Below are 19696 nucleotides of genomic sequence, written 5' to 3' on the forward strand. Positions count from 1 at the left end.
GTTTAAGCGTCAGCTTCAGGAACGGGCTTTTTCATCGGAGAGTGAACGATGGGTTACAAAGTCGCAGTCGTCGGCGCGACCGGCAATGTCGGACGGGAAATGCTCAACATCCTCGATGAGCGCAAATTCCCCGCGGACGAGGTCGTGGCCCTGGCGTCACGCCGCAGCGTCGGCGTCGAGGTCTCCTATGGCGACCGCACCCTGAAGGTCAAAGCGCTCGAGCACTATGACTTCTCCGATGTCGACATCTGCCTGATGTCGGCGGGCGGCTCGGTGTCGAAGGAATGGTCGCCGAAGATCGGCGCCGCCGGCACGGTCGTGATCGACAACTCGTCCGCCTGGCGCATGGATCCGGACGTGCCGCTGATCGTGCCGGAAGTGAACGCGGACGCGACGGCCGGCTTCAAGAAGAAGAACATCATCGCCAACCCGAACTGCTCGACCGCGCAGCTCGTGGTCGCGCTGAAGCCGCTGCACGACAAGGCGACGATCAAGCGCGTCGTGGTCTCGACCTATCAATCGGTCTCGGGCGCCGGCAAGGATGCGATGGACGAATTGTTCTCGCAGACCAAGGCCGTCTACACCAACAGCGAGCTGATCGCGAAGAAATTCCCCAAGCGCATCGCCTTCAACGTCATCCCCCAGATCGACGTCTTCATGGAGGACGGCTACACCAAGGAAGAGTGGAAGATGATGGCGGAGACCAAGAAGATTCTTGATCCCAAGATCAAGCTCTCCGCGACCTGCGTGCGCGTGCCGGTGTTCGTCGGCCACTCCGAGGCCGTCAACATCGAGTTCGAGAATCCGATCACGGCGGACGAGGCGCGCGACATCCTGCGCAAGGCGCCGGGCTGCCTCGTCATCGACAAGCAGGAGCCCGGTGGCTACGCCACGCCCTATGAAGCCGCCGGCGAGGACGCCACCTATATCAGCCGCATCCGCGAGGACGCGACGGTGGAGAACGGCCTCGTGCTTTGGTGCGTGTCCGACAATCTTCGCAAGGGCGCGGCGCTCAACGCCATCCAGATCGCGGAAGTCCTGATCAACCGCAAGCTGATCAGCGCGAAGAAGAAGGCGGCGTAACGAGCGGGATCTCGTAGGGTGGGCAAAGCGAAGCGTGCCCACCAAGGTCTCAATCGGGAAAGATGGTGGGCACGGCGCGTTGCGCCTTTGCCCACCCTACGAATTCAAGCCGCGTTGCGCACGCTCCTGAATTCCTTCGCGACCTTGTCCAGCACGAACAGCGATCCCTCCGCCACGCCGAAATAGGCGCCGTGGGTCTGCATCTGGCCTGAGTCCACCGCCTTCTGCACGAACGGAAACGTCATCAGGTTTTCCAGGCTGCGGAACACCGCGGCCTTCTCGATGCGCTCGACGAACTGCGCCATGGTCTCGTGGTCGCGCTGCTCGACCACTTCGCCCGGCTTGATGAACATCTGCATCCATTTGCCGATGAAGTCGCCCGGCGTGAGCGGCTCGATCTTGTCGACGAAGGCGCGGATGCCGCCGCATTGCGCGTGGCCGAGCACGACGATGTGCTTCACCTTCAGCACCGTCACGGCATATTCCAGCGCTGCGGAGACGCCGTGCGCATTGCCGTCGGGCTGATACACCGGCACCAGATTGGCGATGTTGCGGACGACGAACAGTTCACCCGGGCCGACGTCGAAGATCACCTCGGGCGAGACGCGGCTGTCGCAGCAGCCGATCACCATCACTTCCGGGAACTGCCCCTTCACCGACAGCTCGCGATAGCGGCTCTGCTCGGTCGGCAGCCGCTGGGTGGCGAAGGCCTTGTAGCCTTCCAGCAAATGCTTCGGGAATGTGATCATGGCCTATGCCTAACCATAGACCAGAGGGGCGAACAAGCCTTTCGAATAGGCAGGCCAGATGCTATCGGCTTGGCTTGTTGTTTGAGCATGATCCTTTCGGAAAACCGCCGCACATTTTTCCGGGATCATGCTCCAGAATGCACCCGAGGAAACTGGAAGGAATGCTCGCATGACCCGCCCGCGCCGCAGCCATCTGTTCATGCCCGGCTCCAACCCTCGCGCGCTGGAAAAGGCGCGAAATCTCGCCGCCGACGGCCTGATCCTCGATCTGGAAGATTCCGTCGCCCCCGACCTCAAAGGGGTGGCGCGTGACGGCATCGCCGCTGCGATCGCGGACAAGGGGTTCGGCAAGCGCGAGATTTTGATCCGGACCAACGGCCTTGACACGCCCTGGTGGGCCGATGACGTCGCGATGGCCGCCAAGGCCTCGCCCGATGGCATTCTGGTTCCAAAAGTTTCAAGCATCGAGGATCTCCAGGCGATCGGCGCTCGCCTTGCCGAGCTCGGCGCCGCGCCGGCGGTGAAGGTCTGGGCGATGATCGAGACCGCGCGCGCCGTGCTTCACGCCGAGGAGCTGGCCGCCGCGGGCCGCGATCCCAAGACGCGCCTCTCCGGTTTCGTGTTCGGCCCGAACGACATCTCGCGCGAGACGCGCATCAAGATGTTGCCGGGTCGCGCGGCGATGATCCCGATGATCACCCATTGCATTCTGGCGACGCGCGCCCATGGCCTCGAGATCCTTGACGGCCCCTACAGCGACATCGCGAATTCAGACGGTTTTGCCACCGAATGCGCACAGGGCCGCGACCTCGGCTTCGACGGCAAGACGCTGATCCATCCGTCGCAGATCGAGGCCTGCAACGCGATCTTCACGCCGCCCGAAGAGGAAGTCGCGCGCGCGCGAAAGATCATCGCGGCATTCGAGCTGCCGGAGAACGTTTCGCGCGGCGCGATCCGGCTCGATGGCGCAATGGTGGAGCGTCTGCACGCCGACATGGCGCGGCGCACGATCGAGATCGCGGACGCGATCGCAGCGATGAGCAAGGGCTGAGGCGTCAACTCGAAGAAGCGATATCCGCTTTTCCCCGCCAGGCGGACATCTTCTCGACGTCAAGAGGACTGCCGCTTGTGACCCATGCGGTCATCGCGGCGGTCAGTCCCAATCGCCTATTTTCCCGCCCGCGAAGCGGCTCTGGATTCGTCACCCGCGGCGATGGCGCTTTCGCGGGACGGTGCATCGACAGGCTGCGGCGCCGCCAATTCCTGGCAATACATCTGATCGATCTTGCGCTGCATGAGCGCATAGCAATCGCATGCGACCTTCTCGAGCCGCGCCCGATGGATCTCGACAAACCCGCGCCGGTCGGACGGGACGGCGCCGGCATCGCGTAGCTTGCTCATCGTCAGGGTCACTGTCGTCCGTCGCACCCCAAGCAATTGCGCAAGCGCCTCGTGCGTCACCGGAAGCCGGTCATCGGGAACGCGGTCGTGCAGCTGCAGGAGCCACCGCGCCATGCGGCCATCGACCCGGTGCAGCGCGTTGCAGGCGGCGACGTGCTGGAGCTGCAACAACACCGCGCGGGCGTGGACTTGCACGACGTTCCTGATGGCGGCGCTTTGCGCAAAGGCCGCGCGAAACTTGGCGGCGGAAATCAGCGATGCTGTGCCGGCGATCCGAGCAATCGCGGTCACGGATGACAGCGACGGGCCGAGCACGGAGAACGAGGCCAAAGCGCCTTCCCGTCCCATCAAGGTGGTTGCGACCGTTTGTCCGTCCGGCATATCGATCATGAAGGCGATGGCGCCGCTATGGGGAAAATAAACCGGGTCGAGCTCATCGCCCGACCGCACCAGGATGGCATCGGGTTCGAACGAGACCTTCTGGAAGTAGGGCGTGAGCAAACCGAGATCCGCCGGCGGCAACGCCGCCAATAGTCGATTCCCGATGCCCGTGCGGTGGACGGTCACGGCGCTTTCCGGTGAACGAGCACCCAACGAACGACGGTAACCATCTATTTCGTTTGCCATGATTGTCCGGAATTCGAATTGCCGAAGGGCAACCATCCAAACAGAGCCATTCGTCGAGATCAAGCACGGACAATTGCGGAGACCTTGCCGGCATCCTCGCCGCGCAAACAGGGCCTTGCATACATCATACTATTGACGCCCTTTGCTACTGGGCGAGGTGCCACACGTGGTGATCGACCAGTGATTGTTGCGGCGGCGCGTGAGTTTGCCCTGGCCCGGGCCCTTCCGCGCCGATGCCGAGCTGCACCGGCATCGTCGGCCGCTCGTCGTCGGCTCATCCCGCCAGCGGGCCGCTTCGCCGAAGTCCACGATCTCGGCTTTTCCCGTTGCGGTAGTGAACAGGGGTGCTACCCTCGAAGCCATTGGTGGGGCCGGGCAATCTATTGATGCGGTTTTTTGGGGCAGCCGTCTTTCTCGTCACGTCGCTTTTGTCCGCTCAGCCCGCCCTTGCGCAGGCGCGGGTTGCGCTTGTCATCGGCAATGGCGCCTACGAGAAGGTGCCCGAGTTGCCGAACCCGACTCGCGATGCGGCCGACATCGGCCGCGCGCTGGAGCGGCTGGATTTCAAGGTCACTCAAGTCAGGAACGCCACCGCGCAAGAGATGAGGAAGGCCGTCGTTGACTTCGGCCGATCCGCCGAAATGTCCGACATCGCCGTCGTGTTCTACGCCGGGCACGGCATGGAAGTCGGCGGCGAGAATTGGCTGATCCCGATCAGCGCAGAGCTGCGCAGCGATACCGACGCCGAAAGCGAGGCGATCAGCCTGCGTTCGGTGAGCCTTCAGGTTTCGAAGGCACGGAAGTTGGGCCTCGTGATACTTGACGCGTGCCGCAACAACCCTTTTGCCGCGAAGATGAAGCGCTCGTTGAGCACCCGGGCCGTGGCTCGCGGGCTCGCGCCGACGGAGCCGTCCGACAACGTCCTGATTGCGTATGCCGCCCGGGACGGCACCACGGCAAGCGACGGCGAAGGCCGGAATAGCCCCTTCACGACGTCGCTGCTTCGCCACATCGAAACGCCCGGCCTGGAGATATCGTTTCTGTTTCGTCGGGTTCGTGACGACGTGATGGCGGCAACCAGGCGCGAACAGCAGCCTTTCGTTTATGGCTCCTTGTCGAAGGAGGAGATCTACCTCAAGGCCCCTGCCGTCGCCGCTCAGGCGCCAGCTGCATCAACTCCGGCGCCCGCAGCTCCCGCGGAAGACGAGAAATTCTGGCAGGCTGTCCGGACGTCGACGGTGGCAGCTCTCTTTGAGGAATTTCTCGCCAGATACCCCCGCAGCGACCACGCCGTCGAAGCTCGCCAACGAATCAAGGATCTCAAGGCCAACGAGGTTGCGGCGCTATCATCTTCGGCTGCTGCTCCGAAATCGGATGCGAGCGGACGCCAGGACGCTGATGCCAAGCGCGCCGTACGAAATCCATTTACGCCCGACGACAACAAAAAAATCTCTGTCATCGCGGCAGCTCAGCACCTCGAATTGCCGAGCTTCACCATCTCGTCCGATCGGAACGATCCACTCAACGCCAATTCCAGGTTTGTCGGCGTGTGGTCCAACAAGCGTGGGTGGACCAATGGCAAGGGACGCTATGCCATGCTGATCGTCACGGAGGTCTCCGCGACGGGCTTGGCCAAGGGATACTATCTCTGGGGGCCGCCCACGAAACAATCATGGGTGAAGGATGTGGCGGGATACAAGTCGTTCGTCGAGTACATTACGAACGATAAATTCTCCATCAATGGAACGCCTGTTACGGCCAAGCTGGACAAGAACGTCCTTGCTCTGACTTCCATCAACAAGGAGAATCCGTCGGAGACCGCGAATATCGAGCTTCGTCCAGTCTGGCAGCTTGTGCCGGTGCCCGAGGATGCCGAACCTCCGACCAAACGCGATAAAACGTCGCGAGCTCATGCAGTCAAGAAAGAGAGCGCGGCCGAACCTGGCCCTCCGGGTCATGCCGGCGGAGCGAGTATGGAAGAGCGCTATCGAGCGTGCAGAAAGCTCGTGAAAGGATTTGCCCAGCGCGACGCATGCGCGCGCAACGGCACGATCTAGGGCCGGATGACATTCCGCCGGCCGATCTGATCTTTTCGATCCCGACGACGCGTCAGCGCGGGGCGACGTCGGCCCGATCGAGCGACTCCAGCGTCGATGCATTGCCACAATAGCCGTGGTAGTTCTCCGCGGCGGTGCCCTCGGCGAGATCGCGGTCGCATTGTCCCTTGTGATTGCAGAGCGAGCAGACGCGCTCCATGTCGCGGAGCAGCAGCGGCTGCGCACGACCGAGCCTGTCTGCGCTGATGCCGAGCTGCTCGAGCATTTTCGGCAGCTCGTCGGCAGCATGCTTGCCGTGACGGACCAGCTCCTCCAGATCGTCAGGCGCGATCCTGAGATCTTGCGCGATCCGGTCGAAATCGGCGCGATCGAGCTGCCGCATCTCGTTCATCTCGCGGCGATGCTTCAGCCAGTTCGCGAAGGATTCGATGAGATCCTGGACGATGGGATAAGGCCTGCTTGCGGTGCTCATGCGAGGCTCCGTTCGGGTCGTGGAATTGGAGCCAGACTAGGCACAATGGTGCAGGAGCGCGTTGCGCTGGATCAAATTGAGAATGGGTCGAGAAGGCAGGTCGCGTGTCCCGGACGCGGTGCGGCGCGAAGTGCCGCTCCGCAGAGCCGGGACCCATCTTGCCACATGCTGGGCCCCGGCTCAGCAGCGCATCACTGACGTGCTGCGCTGCGTCCGGGGCACGAGCGTGCCGCGCAGCGGAGAGAGCTCAGCTAAACCGCTCCGTCGCCCACGCATACAGGCTGCCCGGGATCGGCTTTTCGCCGCCGCGGCCCTTGGGCGAGATGTGCAGGCCGATGATTTCGGGATTGGTGACAAGGCCGAGATAGCTCGAGGGATCGAAGAACAGTTTTGGCTCGGCATGCACGGCGTAGAACGATTGCTTCGGCAGCGCGTTCTGTAGTTCACCGGTGCGGCGCGCGAGCGCGGTCAGCGCTGCCGGCCCGAAGATCGCGACGCGAATGTCCGAAAGACGGTTCGAGCCCCCGCGCAGGCGACGCATCATGAAGGTGATGCGATGGCGCACCGACAGCCAGTTCGGCGTCAGCTCCTCCTGCTCCATCAGCTCCTCGAAGGCGGCAACGATGCCGTGCTCCGCCGGCAGATAGATCACGGAATTGCCGAGCTGGCGCGGCCGCTCCCAGGCGAAGTAGGGTTTTGCCGGATCGATCTCGACGGGTTTCAGCAGCAGCACGTCGGCATCGAGCCAGAGGCCGAGGTTCTTCGCCATCAGCTTCATCCGGAAGAAGTCGCTGAACTGAAGCGTGGTCCAGTCGCGCCAGCTTCCGTCCGGCTGCGGCGGTCGCAATCGTTCGGAGAACGCATGCGGCAGGATCGCCTCGGCGTCCGCGTTTTCGATGCCCACGGGCAGGCCGGGAATGGTGTCGAAACTGTAGACCGTGACCTTGTGGCCGGCCGCGAGCTGCGAGCGCAGACAGGTCTGGCGCAGTGCGTCCATCGGGCCGTGCCAGAAGGTGACGATGTCGGGCAGCATGCGCGTCAATCTAGGGGTTAATCAGGGCAAAGAAAAAGCCCCGGCGCTATCAGCACCGGGGCTCGAACTGGAGCTCGATCTCAGGCCCAGGCGCGTTCGCGCTTGAGCTTTTCCTCGTAGGTGTCGATCGAGGCCTTCTTCTCCATCGTCAGGCCGATGTCGTCGAGGCCGTTGATCAGGCAGTGCTTGCGGAACGGGTCGATCTCGAACTTGACCTTGCCGCCGTCGGGGCCGCGGATCTCCTGGTTCGGCAGGTCGATCGTCAGCGTCGCGTTGGCGCCGCGCTCGGCGTCGTCGAACAGCTTGTCGAGGTCTTCCTGGCTGACGCGGACCGGCAGAATGCCGTTCTTGAAGCAGTTGTTGTAGAAGATGTCGCCGAACGAGGTCGAGATCACGCAGCGGATGCCGAAGTCGAGCAGCGCCCAGGGCGCGTGCTCGCGGCTCGAGCCGCAGCCGAAATTGTCGCCGGCGACCAGCACCTTCGAATTGCGATAGGCAGGCTGGTTGAGCACGAAATCCGGATTCTCGCTGCCATCGTCCTTGTAGCGCTGCTCGGAGAAGAGCCCCTTGCCAAGGCCGGTGCGCTTGATGGTCTTGAGGTACTGCTTCGGAATGATCATGTCGGTGTCGACATTGATGATCTTCAGCGGCGCCGCGACGCCTTCCAGCGTGGTGAACTTGTCCATTTCAGGCTTCCCGGTTTGAAGTCAGGGGAGGGCTATTTAGCCCGGTTGGCACACAAATCCTAGGCCGGATTCGGCAGGCCTAGGGGCGTAAATCGAGGTTCGTCTTCAGCCTGGCGGAGCCATGCTGTCAGGGGCAAAGCCGGTCGGCAGGCCGTCGATGCTCTTCATGTTCTTCAGACCCCAGTATTTTCGCAAATTGTTGACACCCTGCGCCGTCCAGTAGCGCATGAGGCTGCCGCGTTCTTGTCTGTAGTCGAACAGCGGCACGCCCATACCGCATGACGTCTGCACGAGGTCGACCGAGAGGCGCACGATTTGGCGGGCGCCTGCCATGTCCTCGAAGTCAGGAACGAGATCGGAATATTCCGGCGTGCCGCGCATGAGCGATCGAGCCTGGCCATAGAGCCGCAGGATCATCGGGGCGCCGTCGAAGGCGCAAAACATGATGGTCAGCCGCTTGTCGTCGGAGGCGGTCAGATGCGCACGGGTCTCGCTGCCGCTGCCGGTGCAATCGAGGTAGGCGACGTCGCTCTCTCCCAGCACCCGGAATGACGACAGGCCCTTGGGAGACACGTTGATGCGTCCCTTCGGCGGGGCGCTCGCGACGAAGAAGATCTTCTGCCGTTCGATGAAAGCCCTGTGCTCGGGTTCGATCCTTGCGAATTGCCTGCCCATACCCGTTCGTCCTTTCCGCAGCGACGCCGCAGCGGCAAAGAGTTAGCATGCCGATTATACCCGTTTAAGAATGTTCTTTATGCTGGTATAAAAACCACCATGAAGGGACCAGACCCGATCGCTCCAGCTCTCTCGCTCAGCGCGTTCCTGCGCGCGCTCCGGGAGCGCCAGTCTCCGGCAGAATTCGGCCTCGCCGCCGGAGCACGGCGGCGCACGCCCGGCCTCCGGCGCGAGGAGGTCGCTCAGCTCTGCGGATTGAGCGTCACCTGGTACACCTGGATCGAGCAGGGTCGCGATGTCTCCGTCTCGGCTTCGACACTTGCGCGCCTCGCACGCGGATTGCGCCTGTCACGAGCGGAGCGCAGCTATCTGTTCGAAGTTGGGGGCAAGCGCGATCCCGAGCGTCCCGGCCACAGGGATGATCCGCCTGAGGAGGTGCTGGCCTGTGTCGATGCGATCGATGGGCCGGCCTACATTCTCGATCGCACATGGGGCGCGCGTCGTTGGAATGCGAAAGCGTCCCGGTTGTTTGCCGGATGGCTCGATGCTGACGGCGAAAAAAATCTTCTGCGCTACATCTTCCTCAGGCCCGAGGCGCGAACACTGATCCTCGACTGGACCTCACGCGCGCAACGCGTCGTCGCAGAATTCCGCGCCGCTGTTACAGCCTATTCCGACGATCCGGACATTCGCCGGCTCGTCGAGGAACTGAGAGTTGGAAGCCCCGACTTCGAACGCTGCTGGGAGACGCAGGGGGTTCTGGCACGCGAAGGTGGCGAGCGTGCGTTCGATCATCCGACCATGGGACTGCTGCACTATCAGCAGGTTTCGCTGTCTCTCGCGGGCTGGTCCGACTATCGACTGACGATGCTTCTCGCTGCGCCAACCATACGCAACCGATGACGTCCTACTCCGCCTGAGCCTCAATCGCCGCCATATCGTCGTCCGAGAGGCCGAAATGGTGGCCGATCTCGTGGATCAGGACATGGCGGACGATGTGGCCGAGGCTCTCGTCGTGCTCGGCCCAGTAATCCAGGATCGGCCGGCGGTAGAGCCAGACCATGTTGGGCAGCCGCGCCACATCGCCCAGGCTCTGCTGGGGCAGGCCGACGCCCTGGAACAGGCCGAGCAGGTCGAACTCGCTCTCGCAATCCATCTCGTCCATGACTTCCTCGGTCGGGAAGTCGTCGACACGGAGGATCACGCCCTCACAGAGGCCGCGAAATTCCGCCGGCAGGCGCTCGAAGATGTCGTGCGCCGTCGCTTCCATCTCCGCCAGCGAGGGCGCTTTCAATTCCGTCCACATGGGCTTTTCTTAGCGCGGGTTCCGTGGCGATGCATCCGGCTTTATAGAAGGCTACGAAGAGTTGACGCCGCGCGCGAAAACGGGGAGCGTACGGCGCCTCAAGGGGATAGCTCAGGTGGGTGGTGGTGCGATGCGGGCAGGAACAACAGTACTGGTTCTACTTTGCATGGGGTTGTTTTCGCAATTTTGCGTTGGTGCGGAAGCCCAGACGGCCGGCGCCGGTGTCAGGCTGGCCCAGGCGGCCTCGCCAGACGACGTTCCTCCGCCGCGCAGGCGCCCGCCCGCCCGGCTGCGCGTCACGCCCTACTACGCTCCGGACGGCATCTATCCGCGCTACTATCCGGGTCCCGATGCGGTCCGCGAGTGCAACGCCACCTATGTGCAGGAATATCGGCCGAGCGGCACGGTGATCGTGCCGCATATGAGCTGCTACTGGCGGCGGGGCTGACGCGCCTCAACGGCCGCGTGATGCCCGCATCTTGAGGGCGGAGTTCGTCATGACGAGATGGATTGCATTGGCCGTTGTCGCCGGGCTCGCAGCGGGTTTGCCTCGCGCTTCAACCGCGCAGAGTGTGACGAAGTCGGATGCCTCGGCCGGGACAGCGATTTTCGATGCGAGACGGCACGCAAGACACCATGACGTTGCGCGGCGCTCAGCGCCCCATGATCCGCACTATTACGCGCGGCCCATCTACTATCGTCCCTATCCCTACGGCGTGCCGGCACCGTTCGTGTTCGGCTACGGGCCGTGGTGGTGACGCCGCCGCGTTAGCCCGCCGGCGCAAATCCCCTGACCAGCAGCACGGTTGCCTGCGCGCCCGCCTTGCGATCGCGCGAGATGTCTTCGTAGTCCGGCGAATTCGAGAAGGCGAGGAACGCCGCTTCGTCGGGAAATGACATCATGACGAGCTTGTCGAACGGCCACGGGCCCTCGAGCACGCGCGGCTGCTCGTCGGCGGCGAGCAGCCGTCCATTGTACTTTCTGAACACGTCGAAGAACCGCGCCTGATAGCGGTCATAGGCCGCGCGGTCCGTCATCTTCAATTGCGCGATCGCGTAGACGGTCATCTTTCGAATTCCTTTTGTCGTGGCACGGCGCCTCGGCAGGAAGCTTGTTCATTCACAAGGCGTTCACGTCGCTGTCCCTAATTTAATCTTGGGAGCGACTGCAATTGAACAGCGATGCGAGCGACGCTACGCCGCAATGCTGCCGTTCAGATTCAGGGAGAATTCCATGCTGAGGATCTTGGATGCTCGGACAAGCCCGATACGCTTGCTCGGGCTCGCGGCCGTTGCCACGCTGATGCTGTCGGCGGGGACTGCACAACGTGCCGAAGCGATGACACCGATCAATCCGACGCCGTTGCCGGCGGCGAAGGCTGCAAGCGACGACATGATCACGCAGGTTCGCCACGGTGGCGGCGGTGGTGGACATGGTGGCGGCTTCCATGGCGGTGGCGGTTTTCGTGGCGGTGGTTTCCACGGCGGCGGAGGACATATCGGCGGTTTCCGCGGCGGTGGCTTTCGTGGCGGCCATATCGGCGGCTTCCGCGCCGCACCCGCCTTTCACGGTGGCGGCTATCGCTACGGCGGATTTCGCCACTATGGCGGTTTTCATCGCTACGGGATCTATCGCCCGCATTACGGCTATCGCCACTTCCACCGGCGCTATTATTACGGCGGCTACTATCCCTACTACCACTATCCGCGCCGCTGCCGGGTGATCTGGACCTATTACGGCCCGCGCCGCGTCTGCCGGTGGCATCGCTGGCACTATCCGTACCGCTATTGGTAATGTGAGTTGCTGCTAGCTCCGCACTCGTCATGGCCGGGCTTGTCCCGGCCATCCACGTTCTTGTGCTGCGAAGAAAATTCGTGGATGCCCGGGACGAGCCCGGGCATGACGGTGAGCTTGGCCTAGAGCCAATCCTTCAGCTTCCATGACGCCGGCTTCCACCGTGTCAGGTTCTCGAGCTTCCACTGCTTGATCATCGCCGGCGGCCAGCGGCTGAGCTTCGAGGTCTCCTCGACCTCGGGCTTGGCGACGATGGGCAAGGGCGTTGCGCGCCGCCGGTGCTGGCGCGTCGCCTCGCCGATCAGATCGACATATTCAGGCTTGTTGGCCATGCGCTCTGTCCTCGCGAAACCGTCGCGAGGACGCAGTGTCGGCGATGCCGATTAACGGCCGTTTGCCGCTTTAGCTCAAATTGCAGGGAGCGGCTTACCGCCATTCCCTGACGTCGACGAAGTGACCCGCGATCGCAGCCGCTGCCGCCATCGCCGGCGACACCAGATGCGTGCGGCCCTTGAAGCCCTGGCGTCCCTCGAAGTTGCGGTTCGAGGTCGAGGCGCAGCGCTCTTCCGGGGCCAGCTTGTCCGGGTTCATCGCGAGGCACATCGAGCAACCGGGCTCGCGCCATTCGAAGCCGGCCTTGATGAATATCTTGTCCAGACCCTCAGCCTCGGCCTGCTCCTTCACGAGGCCCGAGCCCGGCACGACCATGGCGTTGACATGCGCTGAAACGGTCTTGCCTTCGGCAATCTTCGCCGCCGCGCGCAGATCCTCGATCCGGCCGTTGGTGCAGGAGCCGATGAAGATGCGGTCGAGCTTGATGTCGGTGATCTTCGTGCCCGCGGTCAGGCCCATGTATTTCAGCGCGCGGTGCTTGGAGAGACGCTTGGCCTCGTCCGCGATCTGGTCCGGATCGGGCACGATGCCGGTCACCGAGATGACGTCCTCAGGCGAGGTGCCCCAGGTCACGATCGGCGGCAGCTTGGCAGCGTCGAGGCGCAGCTCGTGGTCGAAATGCGCGCCGTCGTCGGAGCGCAGCTTCTCCCAGTAGCGCATCGCCGCGTCCCAGTCCGCGCCCTTCGGCGCCTTCGGGCGGCCGCGCAGGAAGTCGAACGCCTTCTGGTCGGGCGCAACCAGGCCGGCGCGGGCGCCGCCCTCGATCGACATGTTGCAGACCGTCATGCGGCCTTCCATCGACAACGCGCGGATCGCATCACCGGCGTACTCCAGCACGTAGCCGGTGCCGCCGGCAGTGCCGATCTCGCCGATGATGGCGAGGATGATGTCCTTGCCCGTCACGCCTTCAGGCAATTTGCCGTCGACGGTCACGCGCATGTTCTTCGCCTTCTTCTGGATCAGCGTCTGCGTCGCCAGCACGTGCTCGACCTCGGAGGTGCCGATGCCGTGTGCGAGCGCGCCGAACGCGCCATGCGTCGAGGTGTGGCTGTCACCGCAGACGATGGTGGTGCCGGGCAGGGTAAAGCCCTGCTCGGGGCCGATGACGTGGACGACGCCCTGGCGCTTGTCGAATTCGTCGTAATATTCGATGCCGAATTGCTTGGCGTTCTCGGCCAGCGCCTTGATCTGCTCGATGCTCTCCGGATCGGGATTCGGCTTGGTGCGATCGGTGGTCGGCACGTTGTGGTCGACGACGGCGAGCGTCTTTTCCGGCGAGTGCACCTTGCGGCCGGTGGCGCGCAGACCCTCGAACGCCTGCGGCGAGGTCACTTCGTGCACCAGATGGCGGTCGATATAGAGCAGGCAGGTGCCGTCGTCGGCTTCGTGCACCAGATGGTCGTTCCAGATCTTGTCGTACAATGTGGTCGGCTTGGACATGAGCTTCAGCTCCAGGAATGTTGTGGTGCGGATATGCGCGGTCACGCGCGGGCAACAAAATCGTCAGCGCAGCTTTTAGGCTGCGCGCGTAAGCTCTGACGTTGCCGAGGTCGCGAAGCGTCCGAAGAACCGGCCAGGCAGCCGCGAGCGATCGTCGATGACGATGCGCGTGACGGGGGCGAGGCTGGTCTGATCTGGAAACATTCCAAGAATATATAGCAGGCCGATTTGGAAGCGCGAGTGCTTTGACGCGCACGGCTGACGCAACAAAAAAGCGCGGGGCTTTGCCCCGCGCTCTCTAGAACTCGTCTGTAAACGGAGCTTACTCGTTGACGGCCTTGGCGTGCTCAGTCTTCTCGACGATGCGGGCCGACTTGCCGCGAAGGTTGCGGAGGTAATAGAGCTTGGCACGACGCACCTTGCCGCGGCGCACCACCTTGATCGAGTCGATCATCGGGGAGAGCAGCGGGAACACGCGCTCGACACCCTCGCCATAGGAGATCTTGCGGACGGTGAAGCTCTCGTTGAGGCCGCCGCCGGAACGGCCGATGCAGACGCCTTCATAGGCCTGCACGCGGGTACGGTCGCCTTCGACGACCTTCACGTTGACGATCACGGTGTCACCGGGACCGAATTCCGGAATCTCCTTGCTGGCGGAGAGCTTGTCGAATTGCTCTTTTTCGAGCTGTTGGATCAGGTTCATGGGTATCTCCATCGGCGCGCCCAGCCGCAGGACGGGGGCTGCGCGAAATTCGTTGATCCAGCTATTGCGGATGTGGCCGCTCCTATAAGGCAAGCCGGAGGGTTTGTCACCCGTCTGTCTTGTTTTTTGGCGTTTTTTGGCGTCCGGCCCGATTCGGGGCCTTGGCCGGGATTTGGGCCCATAAATCAGGCCGCCGGGCCGCCGTCAGGGCCTCGGATTGTGCCCGCCGCCAGGCTGCAACCTTGGCGTGGTCGCCGGAGGTCAGGGTCTCCGGGATCGGAGCGCCCTCGAACAGCTGCGGACGGGTGTATTGGGGGTATTCGAGGAGGCCCTCCGAGAAGCTTTCCTCGGTTCCCGAGGCCTCCTTGCCCATCACGCCGGGCAACAGCCGGACGCAGGCGTCGATCAGGGCTAGAGCGGCGATTTCGCCCCCGGACAGCACGTAGTCGCCGATCGAGACCTCCTCCAGGCCCCGTCCGTCGATCACCCGCTGATCCACCCCCTCGAACCGTCCGCAAACGATCAGGGGACCCGGACCCTCGGCCAGTTCCATCACCCGGGCCTGGGTCAATGGCCGACCCCTCGGGCTCATCAGCAGTTTCGGCCGGTCCGGGCTGATCTCGACGGCATCGATCGCCGCCGCCAGAACATCGGCCCGCAGCACCATGCCCGGTCCGCCGCCCGCGGGGGTGTCGTCGACGCTCCGATGCCGGTCGGTGGCCGAGGCCCGGATGTCCCGCGCCTCGAGCTCCCAGAGCCCGCCAGCCAGCGCCCGGCCGGCCAGGCTCACGCCGAGCGGCCCCGGAAACATCTCCGGAAACAGCGTCAGCACCGTCGCGCGCCAGGGTGAGGAGGTCGTCATGGCCGCTGGTTAGGGCATTGCGGCCGACAGGTCGAGGCCCGGCCGGCTGAGTTGGTTATTGCTTACGGCCGTACTCGACGAGCTCGATGACGTTATTGGTCAGCAGATGGCCGTTGCCGCGCGCCACGTAGGTCCGTTTCGCCCAGTGGTCGATGGCCGGCGCGTACCAGGTCATGGCCGTGATCTCGTGCTTGCGGCTCGGATCGTTGGTCGGGCGCCTCAGGAGCGTCGTTTCGATCTTGTACGTCTCGAATGTGCCGGCCTTGGTGGTGATGGTCTCCTGGCCGACGACCTTCGAATGGCCCGAGCGTTTCCAGATGAAGCCCTTGCTGCTGTTGACGTCATCGGCGGAGAAGCTCCAGCTATCGCCGATTTTCAGTGGCGCATGGATGCCGCTGCCGTCGCCGGGCTGATATTTCCACTCACCCGTGTTCTTCAGATTCCACGACCGATCGTAGATGTTCAGGCCCTCGGCCTCCTTGCCGTCGGTCGTGACCCGAACGCTGATCTCGGCAGGCGTGACCTCGGTGACGATGTTCCTGCGGACCGCGCTCACCTTGCCGCTGATTTCGTCCCGCACCTCGTAGGTCCAGAAGTCGCCTTGCAGGGGTGCCTCCATCGCGATGACCGGCTTTGCGGCGGCGGGCGGATCGCTCGCCGCCGATGCCAGGGTGGTGCCGGCAAGCAGACAAGCCATCATCATGGCCGCGTAACGAGACATCTTCATGCTCCCCGGAAGGCTTCGGTCATCGACGGTCGCTTTTGCGCCGGCCGCTAGCGGCGGCCGTATTCGATCATTTCGAGCGCGCCCCGCTCGCGAACCCTGCCGTCCGCCCTGCTGACGTAAGTGCGCTTCACCCAATGGTTGATCTCGGGCACGTACCAGGCCTGCTGCTCGGCCTGGGATTTCTTGGTGGGATCGTTGGCGTTTCGCATCTCGATCGAGGTTTCGATCTTGTAGGCCTCGAATGTGCCGGCGCGGGTGGTGATGGTCTCCCTGGCCGTGACCTTCGAGGTACCCGTGCGCTTCAGGTTGACACCCGCCGTGCTGTTGGAGTCGCTGGACTTGAACGTCCAGGTCTTGCCGATCGCGAGCGGCATGCGGATGCCCGTGCCGTCATTCGGCGTGAACCGCCATGCACCATTGTTGATGATGTCCCACGACCGGTCATAGGTCTGGTAGCCGAAACCGGGCTTGCCGAGGATCTCGAACCGGACGCTGATCTCGGTGGCCGACACGTCGGTGATGGTATGCGTCATGGTCGATTTGAGGTCGCCAGTGATCTCGTCGCGCATCTCGTAGGTCCAGTGGTCACCGACCTGCGGCTCCTCCATCGGGGCGAGCGAGGTGGCTTGCTCGGCTGCAGCCGGCGGGGGGCTCGGTGGCGTCTGCGCACTGACGAGGCCCGCGGATGCGAGCAGGCCGATCGTTGCCATAAGACAGCGGCGCAGCATTTGGAGCTCCGGTGTTGGGGAGACGCGCGGGAGTGCGATGCAACCAAAGCGTGAACGAGCCGGATGCCCGATGCAAGTGAAGATTTCGCGAGATTTGTTAGCGAGCCGTTACCGCACCGTCATGATGACGAAGCTTCGCCGTCATTATCACCCTCGATCTCCTGCGGCAGCGCGATCACGACGCGGCCGCCTGTGAGATCGACTTCCGGCACCACCGCGTTTGTGAACGGCAGCAGCATCGTCGTGCCCTTTGCAGATCCTTTGGGCGGCGCGATCTCGATGATGTCGCCGGCGCCGAAATTGTGGATCGCGAGCACGCGGCCGAGCGCGTCGCCGTCAGTGGTGACGGCGGCGAGCCCGATCAGGTCGGTGTGGTAATATTCGTCCGCGTCGGTCGCGGGCAGCTTTTCACGCGCGACGTAGAGTTCGATGCCGTTGAGGCGTTCGGCCTCATCGCGGGTCGTGACGCCCTTGAACGTCGCGACCAGATGATCCCTGGCCTCGCGCGCCTGCGCGACCTCGAACTGACGCTTGCCGTCCTTGGAGAGAAGCGGACCGTAGCGTTTGATGGCAAAGGGATCTTCGGTGAAGGTCCACAGCTTGACCGCACCGCGCACACCATGGGCGGCGCCGATCCGCGCGACGCAGACCAGCGCCGACATGATCTGACCTTAACCCTTCGCGGCGGCTTCGGCCTGCGCCTTGCGCTCCTTGCGCGGCACGGCCTTCTCAGGGTTGTTGCGCGCTTCGCGCTTCTTGACGCCGGCGGCGTCGAGGAAACGCGCCACGCGGTCCGACGGCTGCGCGCCCTTGGCGACCCAGGCCTTCACCTTGTCCATGTCGAGCTTGAGGCGGGCCTCGTTGTCCTTCGGCAGCAGCGGGTTGAAATAACCGAGACGCTCGATGAAGCGGCCATCGCGGGGAAAGCGCGAATCGGCGACGACGACGTGATAGACGGGGCGCTTCTTGGTGCCTGCACGAGCGAGGCGGATAACGACGGACATCTGGTTCTCCTTCAAAGTACAGTTTGTTCGGTTGATTGGTATTCCGCGTCGCGCGAGATGCTTAGGATCCCTCGCGACGAATTCCTCATTTCTTCTTGCCCGGAAATCCGCCGAGGCCCGGCAGCGTCGGCTTGCCGCTCAGCCCGGTCAGTCCGGGAACGTTGGGCAGGCCGGTGCGCAGACCAGCGGGCAAATCCTTCGGCAGGCTGGGCAGACCTTGTCCGCCGCCTTGCATCTTCTCCTGCAACGCCTTCATCTCTTCCGGTGAGGGCGGCTTCATGCCGCCGCCAAAGCCCATCGCCTGCGCAATGCCGGCGAGCGGGCCGCGCTTGCCCGAGCCCATGGCCTTCATCACGTCGGCCATGTTCCGGTGCATCTTGAGCAGCTTGTTGACCTGCTCGACGCTCTGGCCGCTTCCTGCGGCGATGCGCTTCTTGCGGCTGGCCTTGAGCAGGTCGGGATGACGGCGCTCGTCGCGCGTCATGGAATCGATCACCGCGACCTGGCGCTTCAGGATCTTGTCGTCGATGCCGGCGGCCGCGATCTGGTTCTTCATCTTGGCGATGCCGGGCATCATGCCCATCAGCCCGCTGATGCCGCCCATGTTCGCCATCTGCAACAGCTGCTCGCGCATGTCGTTGAGGTCGAACTGACCCTTGCGCATGCGCTCGGCGGTGCGTGCGGCCTTCTCGGCGTCGATATTGGCGGCGGCACGTTCGACCAGCGAGACCACGTCGCCCATGCCGAGGATGCGGCCGGCGATACGATCGGGATGGAAATCTTCCAGCGCGTCGGTCTTTTCACCGGTGCCGATCAGCTTGATCGGCTTGCCGGTCACGGCGCGCATGGACAGCGCGGCGCCGCCGCGGCCGTCGCCGTCCACACGGGTCAGCACGATGCCGGTGAGGCCGACGCGCTGATCGAAGGCGCGGGCAAGGTTGACCGCGTCCTGGCCGGTGAGGCTGTCGGCGACCAGCAGCACTTCATGCGGATTGGCAGCGGCTTTGATCGCCGCTGCTTCCGCCATCATGTCTTCGTCGAGCGTGGTGCGGCCGGCGGTGTCGAGCAGCACGACATCGTAGCCGCCGAGCTTGCCGGCCTCCAGCGCGCGCTTCGCGATCTGAGCCGGCTGCTGGCCGGCGACGATCGGCAGCGTCGGAATGTCGAGATCGCGCCCGAGTACGGCCAGCTGCTCCATCGCCGCCGGGCGATAGATGTCGAGCGAAGCCATCAGCACCTTGCGCTTGTCGCGCTGGACCATGCGGCGGGCGAGCTTTGCGGTGGTGGTGGTCTTACCGGAGCCTTGCAGGCCGACCATCATGATCGGAACCGGCGGCACGGAATTGATGTCGATGGTCTGGCTTTCGGCGCCGAGCGTGTTGATCAGCTCGTCATGGACGATCTTGACCACCATCTGGCCGGGCGTGACCGACTTGACGACGGTGGCGCCGATCGCCTGCTCGCGGACGCGCTCGGTGAAGCTGCGGACCACTTCGAGCGCGACGTCGGCCTCCAGCAGCGCGCGGCGCACCTCGCGCATCGCGGCGTCGACGTCCTTTTCGGTCAGCGCACCGCGCCCCGTCAGACGATCGAGAATGCCACCAAGCCGTTCCGACAGATTGTCGAACAATGCCGTTGTCCCTTGTCCTGCTCGCGCAGGGTTGCCGCGTTCACCATCGTCATGCCCCGGCTTGACCGGGGCATCCAGTACGCCGCGGCACCTCGGTTCAGCCGAGCGGCCTCTGGGATACTGGATCGCCCGATCAAGTCGGGCGATGACCACTTCCTAAGCAAGCGATCTTCCAAACACCTTTGCGCCCGAGGGCGCACAGCGCTGTCGGGCGTTGGCCTCTGGCCTCCAGGGCCAGTGGGCGGGTCGAAAAGAGAGCCTTTCCGAGAAAGTGGCGGGGTTAAACGCCGCTCCCGCCCAAAAGTCAAGGAAAGTTAGGGTGCCG

At 63.7% G+C, this 19696-nt stretch carries 24 protein-coding genes; 7 read left to right on the forward strand and 17 right to left on the reverse strand.

All coding sequences use genetic code 11. The annotated features are described in order from the left end of the window. Positions 1 to 48: 48 nt before the first annotated feature. The gene (locus ABIA90_RS07725) at positions 49 to 1083 is read left to right on the forward strand and encodes an aspartate-semialdehyde dehydrogenase (protein WP_063980378.1); all 1035 of its coding nucleotides are present in this window, start codon (positions 49 to 51) and stop codon (positions 1081 to 1083) included. 104 nt (positions 1084 to 1187) lie between these two features. Here ABIA90_RS07725 and ABIA90_RS07730 read toward each other — a convergent pair whose 3' ends face one another. After that, complete coding sequence (locus ABIA90_RS07730; protein WP_071908674.1) at positions 1188 to 1832, reverse strand: carbonic anhydrase; 645 nt, start codon at positions 1830 to 1832, stop codon at positions 1188 to 1190. Between the two features lie 169 nt (positions 1833 to 2001). Here ABIA90_RS07730 and ABIA90_RS07735 point away from each other — a divergent pair, with 169 nt between their 5' ends. Then, on the forward strand, positions 2002 to 2883 hold the full coding sequence (locus tag ABIA90_RS07735; protein ID WP_354118447.1) for an HpcH/HpaI aldolase/citrate lyase family protein: 882 nt from the start codon (positions 2002 to 2004) through the stop codon (positions 2881 to 2883). A 116-nt stretch (positions 2884 to 2999) separates the two neighbouring features. On the opposite strand, the gene ABIA90_RS07740 is transcribed toward ABIA90_RS07735, so the two are convergent. Further along, positions 3000 to 3800 carry a Crp/Fnr family transcriptional regulator gene (locus ABIA90_RS07740; protein ID WP_354118863.1) on the reverse strand — a complete coding sequence of 267 codons (801 nt, stop codon included), beginning with the start codon at positions 3798 to 3800 and terminating at the stop codon, positions 3000 to 3002. A gap of 446 nt (positions 3801 to 4246) precedes the next feature. Here ABIA90_RS07740 and ABIA90_RS07745 point away from each other — a divergent pair, with 446 nt between their 5' ends. Further along, positions 4247 to 5917 carry a caspase family protein gene (locus ABIA90_RS07745; protein WP_354122449.1) on the forward strand — a complete coding sequence of 557 codons (1671 nt, stop codon included), beginning with the start codon at positions 4247 to 4249 and terminating at the stop codon, positions 5915 to 5917. A gap of 52 nt (positions 5918 to 5969) precedes the next feature. On the opposite strand, the gene ABIA90_RS07750 is transcribed toward ABIA90_RS07745, so the two are convergent. The 4 genes from ABIA90_RS07750 to ABIA90_RS07765 form a co-directional block, all read right to left on the reverse strand. Continuing rightward, entirely contained in the window at positions 5970 to 6389 is a 420-nt protein-coding gene (locus ABIA90_RS07750; RefSeq protein WP_354118449.1) for a hypothetical protein, read from the reverse strand. A gap of 247 nt (positions 6390 to 6636) precedes the next feature. Then, entirely contained in the window at positions 6637 to 7422 is a 786-nt protein-coding gene (locus ABIA90_RS07755; RefSeq protein ID WP_354118450.1) for a glycosyltransferase family 32 protein, read from the reverse strand. Between the two features lie 80 nt (positions 7423 to 7502). Beyond that, positions 7503 to 8108 carry a 3-isopropylmalate dehydratase small subunit gene (leuD, locus tag ABIA90_RS07760; RefSeq protein ID WP_354118451.1) on the reverse strand — a complete coding sequence of 202 codons (606 nt, stop codon included), beginning with the start codon at positions 8106 to 8108 and terminating at the stop codon, positions 7503 to 7505. Positions 8109 to 8213: 105 nt separating this feature from the next. After that, complete coding sequence (locus ABIA90_RS07765; RefSeq protein WP_354118452.1) at positions 8214 to 8783, reverse strand: pyridoxamine 5'-phosphate oxidase family protein; 570 nt, start codon at positions 8781 to 8783, stop codon at positions 8214 to 8216. Between the two features lie 99 nt (positions 8784 to 8882). Between ABIA90_RS07765 and ABIA90_RS07770 the strand changes: the two genes are divergently transcribed. Continuing rightward, on the forward strand, positions 8883 to 9686 hold the full coding sequence (locus tag ABIA90_RS07770) for a helix-turn-helix transcriptional regulator (protein ID WP_085402930.1): 804 nt from the start codon (positions 8883 to 8885) through the stop codon (positions 9684 to 9686). A gap of 4 nt (positions 9687 to 9690) precedes the next feature. Here the strand turns inward: ABIA90_RS07770 and ABIA90_RS07775 are convergent, their stop codons facing one another. Further along, positions 9691 to 10089, reverse strand: a complete 399-nt coding sequence (locus tag ABIA90_RS07775; protein WP_354118453.1) for a metallopeptidase family protein — start codon at positions 10087 to 10089, stop codon at positions 9691 to 9693. 166 nt (positions 10090 to 10255) lie between these two features. On the opposite strand from ABIA90_RS07775, the gene ABIA90_RS07780 reads away from it, so the two are divergent. Next, positions 10256 to 10537 carry a hypothetical protein gene (locus ABIA90_RS07780; RefSeq protein WP_354118454.1) on the forward strand — a complete coding sequence of 94 codons (282 nt, stop codon included), beginning with the start codon at positions 10256 to 10258 and terminating at the stop codon, positions 10535 to 10537. Between the two features lie 49 nt (positions 10538 to 10586). Then, positions 10587 to 10847 (forward strand): hypothetical protein, encoded by a 261-nt coding sequence (locus tag ABIA90_RS07785; RefSeq protein ID WP_084794921.1) that lies wholly within the window; start codon positions 10587 to 10589, stop codon positions 10845 to 10847. A 10-nt stretch (positions 10848 to 10857) separates the two neighbouring features. Here the strand turns inward: ABIA90_RS07785 and ABIA90_RS07790 are convergent, their stop codons facing one another. Then, entirely contained in the window at positions 10858 to 11157 is a 300-nt protein-coding gene (locus tag ABIA90_RS07790; RefSeq protein WP_063985986.1) for a DUF1330 domain-containing protein, read from the reverse strand. 166 nt (positions 11158 to 11323) lie between these two features. Between ABIA90_RS07790 and ABIA90_RS07795 the strand changes: the two genes are divergently transcribed. Beyond that, positions 11324 to 11884 carry a hypothetical protein gene (locus ABIA90_RS07795; protein WP_354118455.1) on the forward strand — a complete coding sequence of 187 codons (561 nt, stop codon included), beginning with the start codon at positions 11324 to 11326 and terminating at the stop codon, positions 11882 to 11884. A 122-nt stretch (positions 11885 to 12006) separates the two neighbouring features. Here ABIA90_RS07795 and ABIA90_RS07800 read toward each other — a convergent pair whose 3' ends face one another. The 9 genes from ABIA90_RS07800 to ffh all read right to left on the reverse strand — a co-directional run bounded on the left by ABIA90_RS07800 (position 12007) and on the right by ffh (position 19371). Further along, positions 12007 to 12216, reverse strand: a complete 210-nt coding sequence (locus tag ABIA90_RS07800) for a hypothetical protein (protein ID WP_063980389.1) — start codon at positions 12214 to 12216, stop codon at positions 12007 to 12009. Positions 12217 to 12310: 94 nt separating this feature from the next. Beyond that, a complete protein-coding gene (leuC, locus tag ABIA90_RS07805; RefSeq protein WP_063985988.1) occupies positions 12311 to 13717 on the reverse strand; it encodes a 3-isopropylmalate dehydratase large subunit in 1407 nt (468 codons plus the stop codon). Positions 13718 to 14039: 322 nt separating this feature from the next. Beyond that, positions 14040 to 14420, reverse strand: coding sequence for a 50S ribosomal protein L19 (gene rplS, locus ABIA90_RS07810; protein WP_063980390.1), 381 nt, complete (start codon positions 14418 to 14420; stop codon positions 14040 to 14042). 106 nt (positions 14421 to 14526) lie between these two features. Further along, positions 14527 to 15282, reverse strand: a complete 756-nt coding sequence (trmD, locus tag ABIA90_RS07815; protein WP_354118456.1) for a tRNA (guanosine(37)-N1)-methyltransferase TrmD — start codon at positions 15280 to 15282, stop codon at positions 14527 to 14529. Positions 15283 to 15337: 55 nt separating this feature from the next. After that, on the reverse strand, positions 15338 to 16003 hold the full coding sequence (locus tag ABIA90_RS07820; protein WP_354118457.1) for a hypothetical protein: 666 nt from the start codon (positions 16001 to 16003) through the stop codon (positions 15338 to 15340). 53 nt (positions 16004 to 16056) lie between these two features. After that, on the reverse strand, positions 16057 to 16737 hold the full coding sequence (locus tag ABIA90_RS07825) for a TapB family protein (protein ID WP_187387863.1): 681 nt from the start codon (positions 16735 to 16737) through the stop codon (positions 16057 to 16059). A 119-nt stretch (positions 16738 to 16856) separates the two neighbouring features. Further along, entirely contained in the window at positions 16857 to 17402 is a 546-nt protein-coding gene (gene rimM, locus ABIA90_RS07830; protein ID WP_354118864.1) for a ribosome maturation factor RimM, read from the reverse strand. Positions 17403 to 17408: 6 nt separating this feature from the next. Continuing rightward, on the reverse strand, positions 17409 to 17741 hold the full coding sequence (gene rpsP / locus ABIA90_RS07835) for a 30S ribosomal protein S16 (protein ID WP_063980395.1): 333 nt from the start codon (positions 17739 to 17741) through the stop codon (positions 17409 to 17411). Between the two features lie 85 nt (positions 17742 to 17826). Then, positions 17827 to 19371, reverse strand: coding sequence for a signal recognition particle protein (ffh, locus tag ABIA90_RS07840; RefSeq protein WP_166346789.1), 1545 nt, complete (start codon positions 19369 to 19371; stop codon positions 17827 to 17829). Positions 19372 to 19696 lie beyond the last annotated feature (325 nt).

The organism is Bradyrhizobium sp. LA6.8 (genome assembly GCF_040547935.1).
GTDB classification, from domain to species: Bacteria; Pseudomonadota; Alphaproteobacteria; order Rhizobiales; family Xanthobacteraceae; genus Bradyrhizobium; species Bradyrhizobium barranii.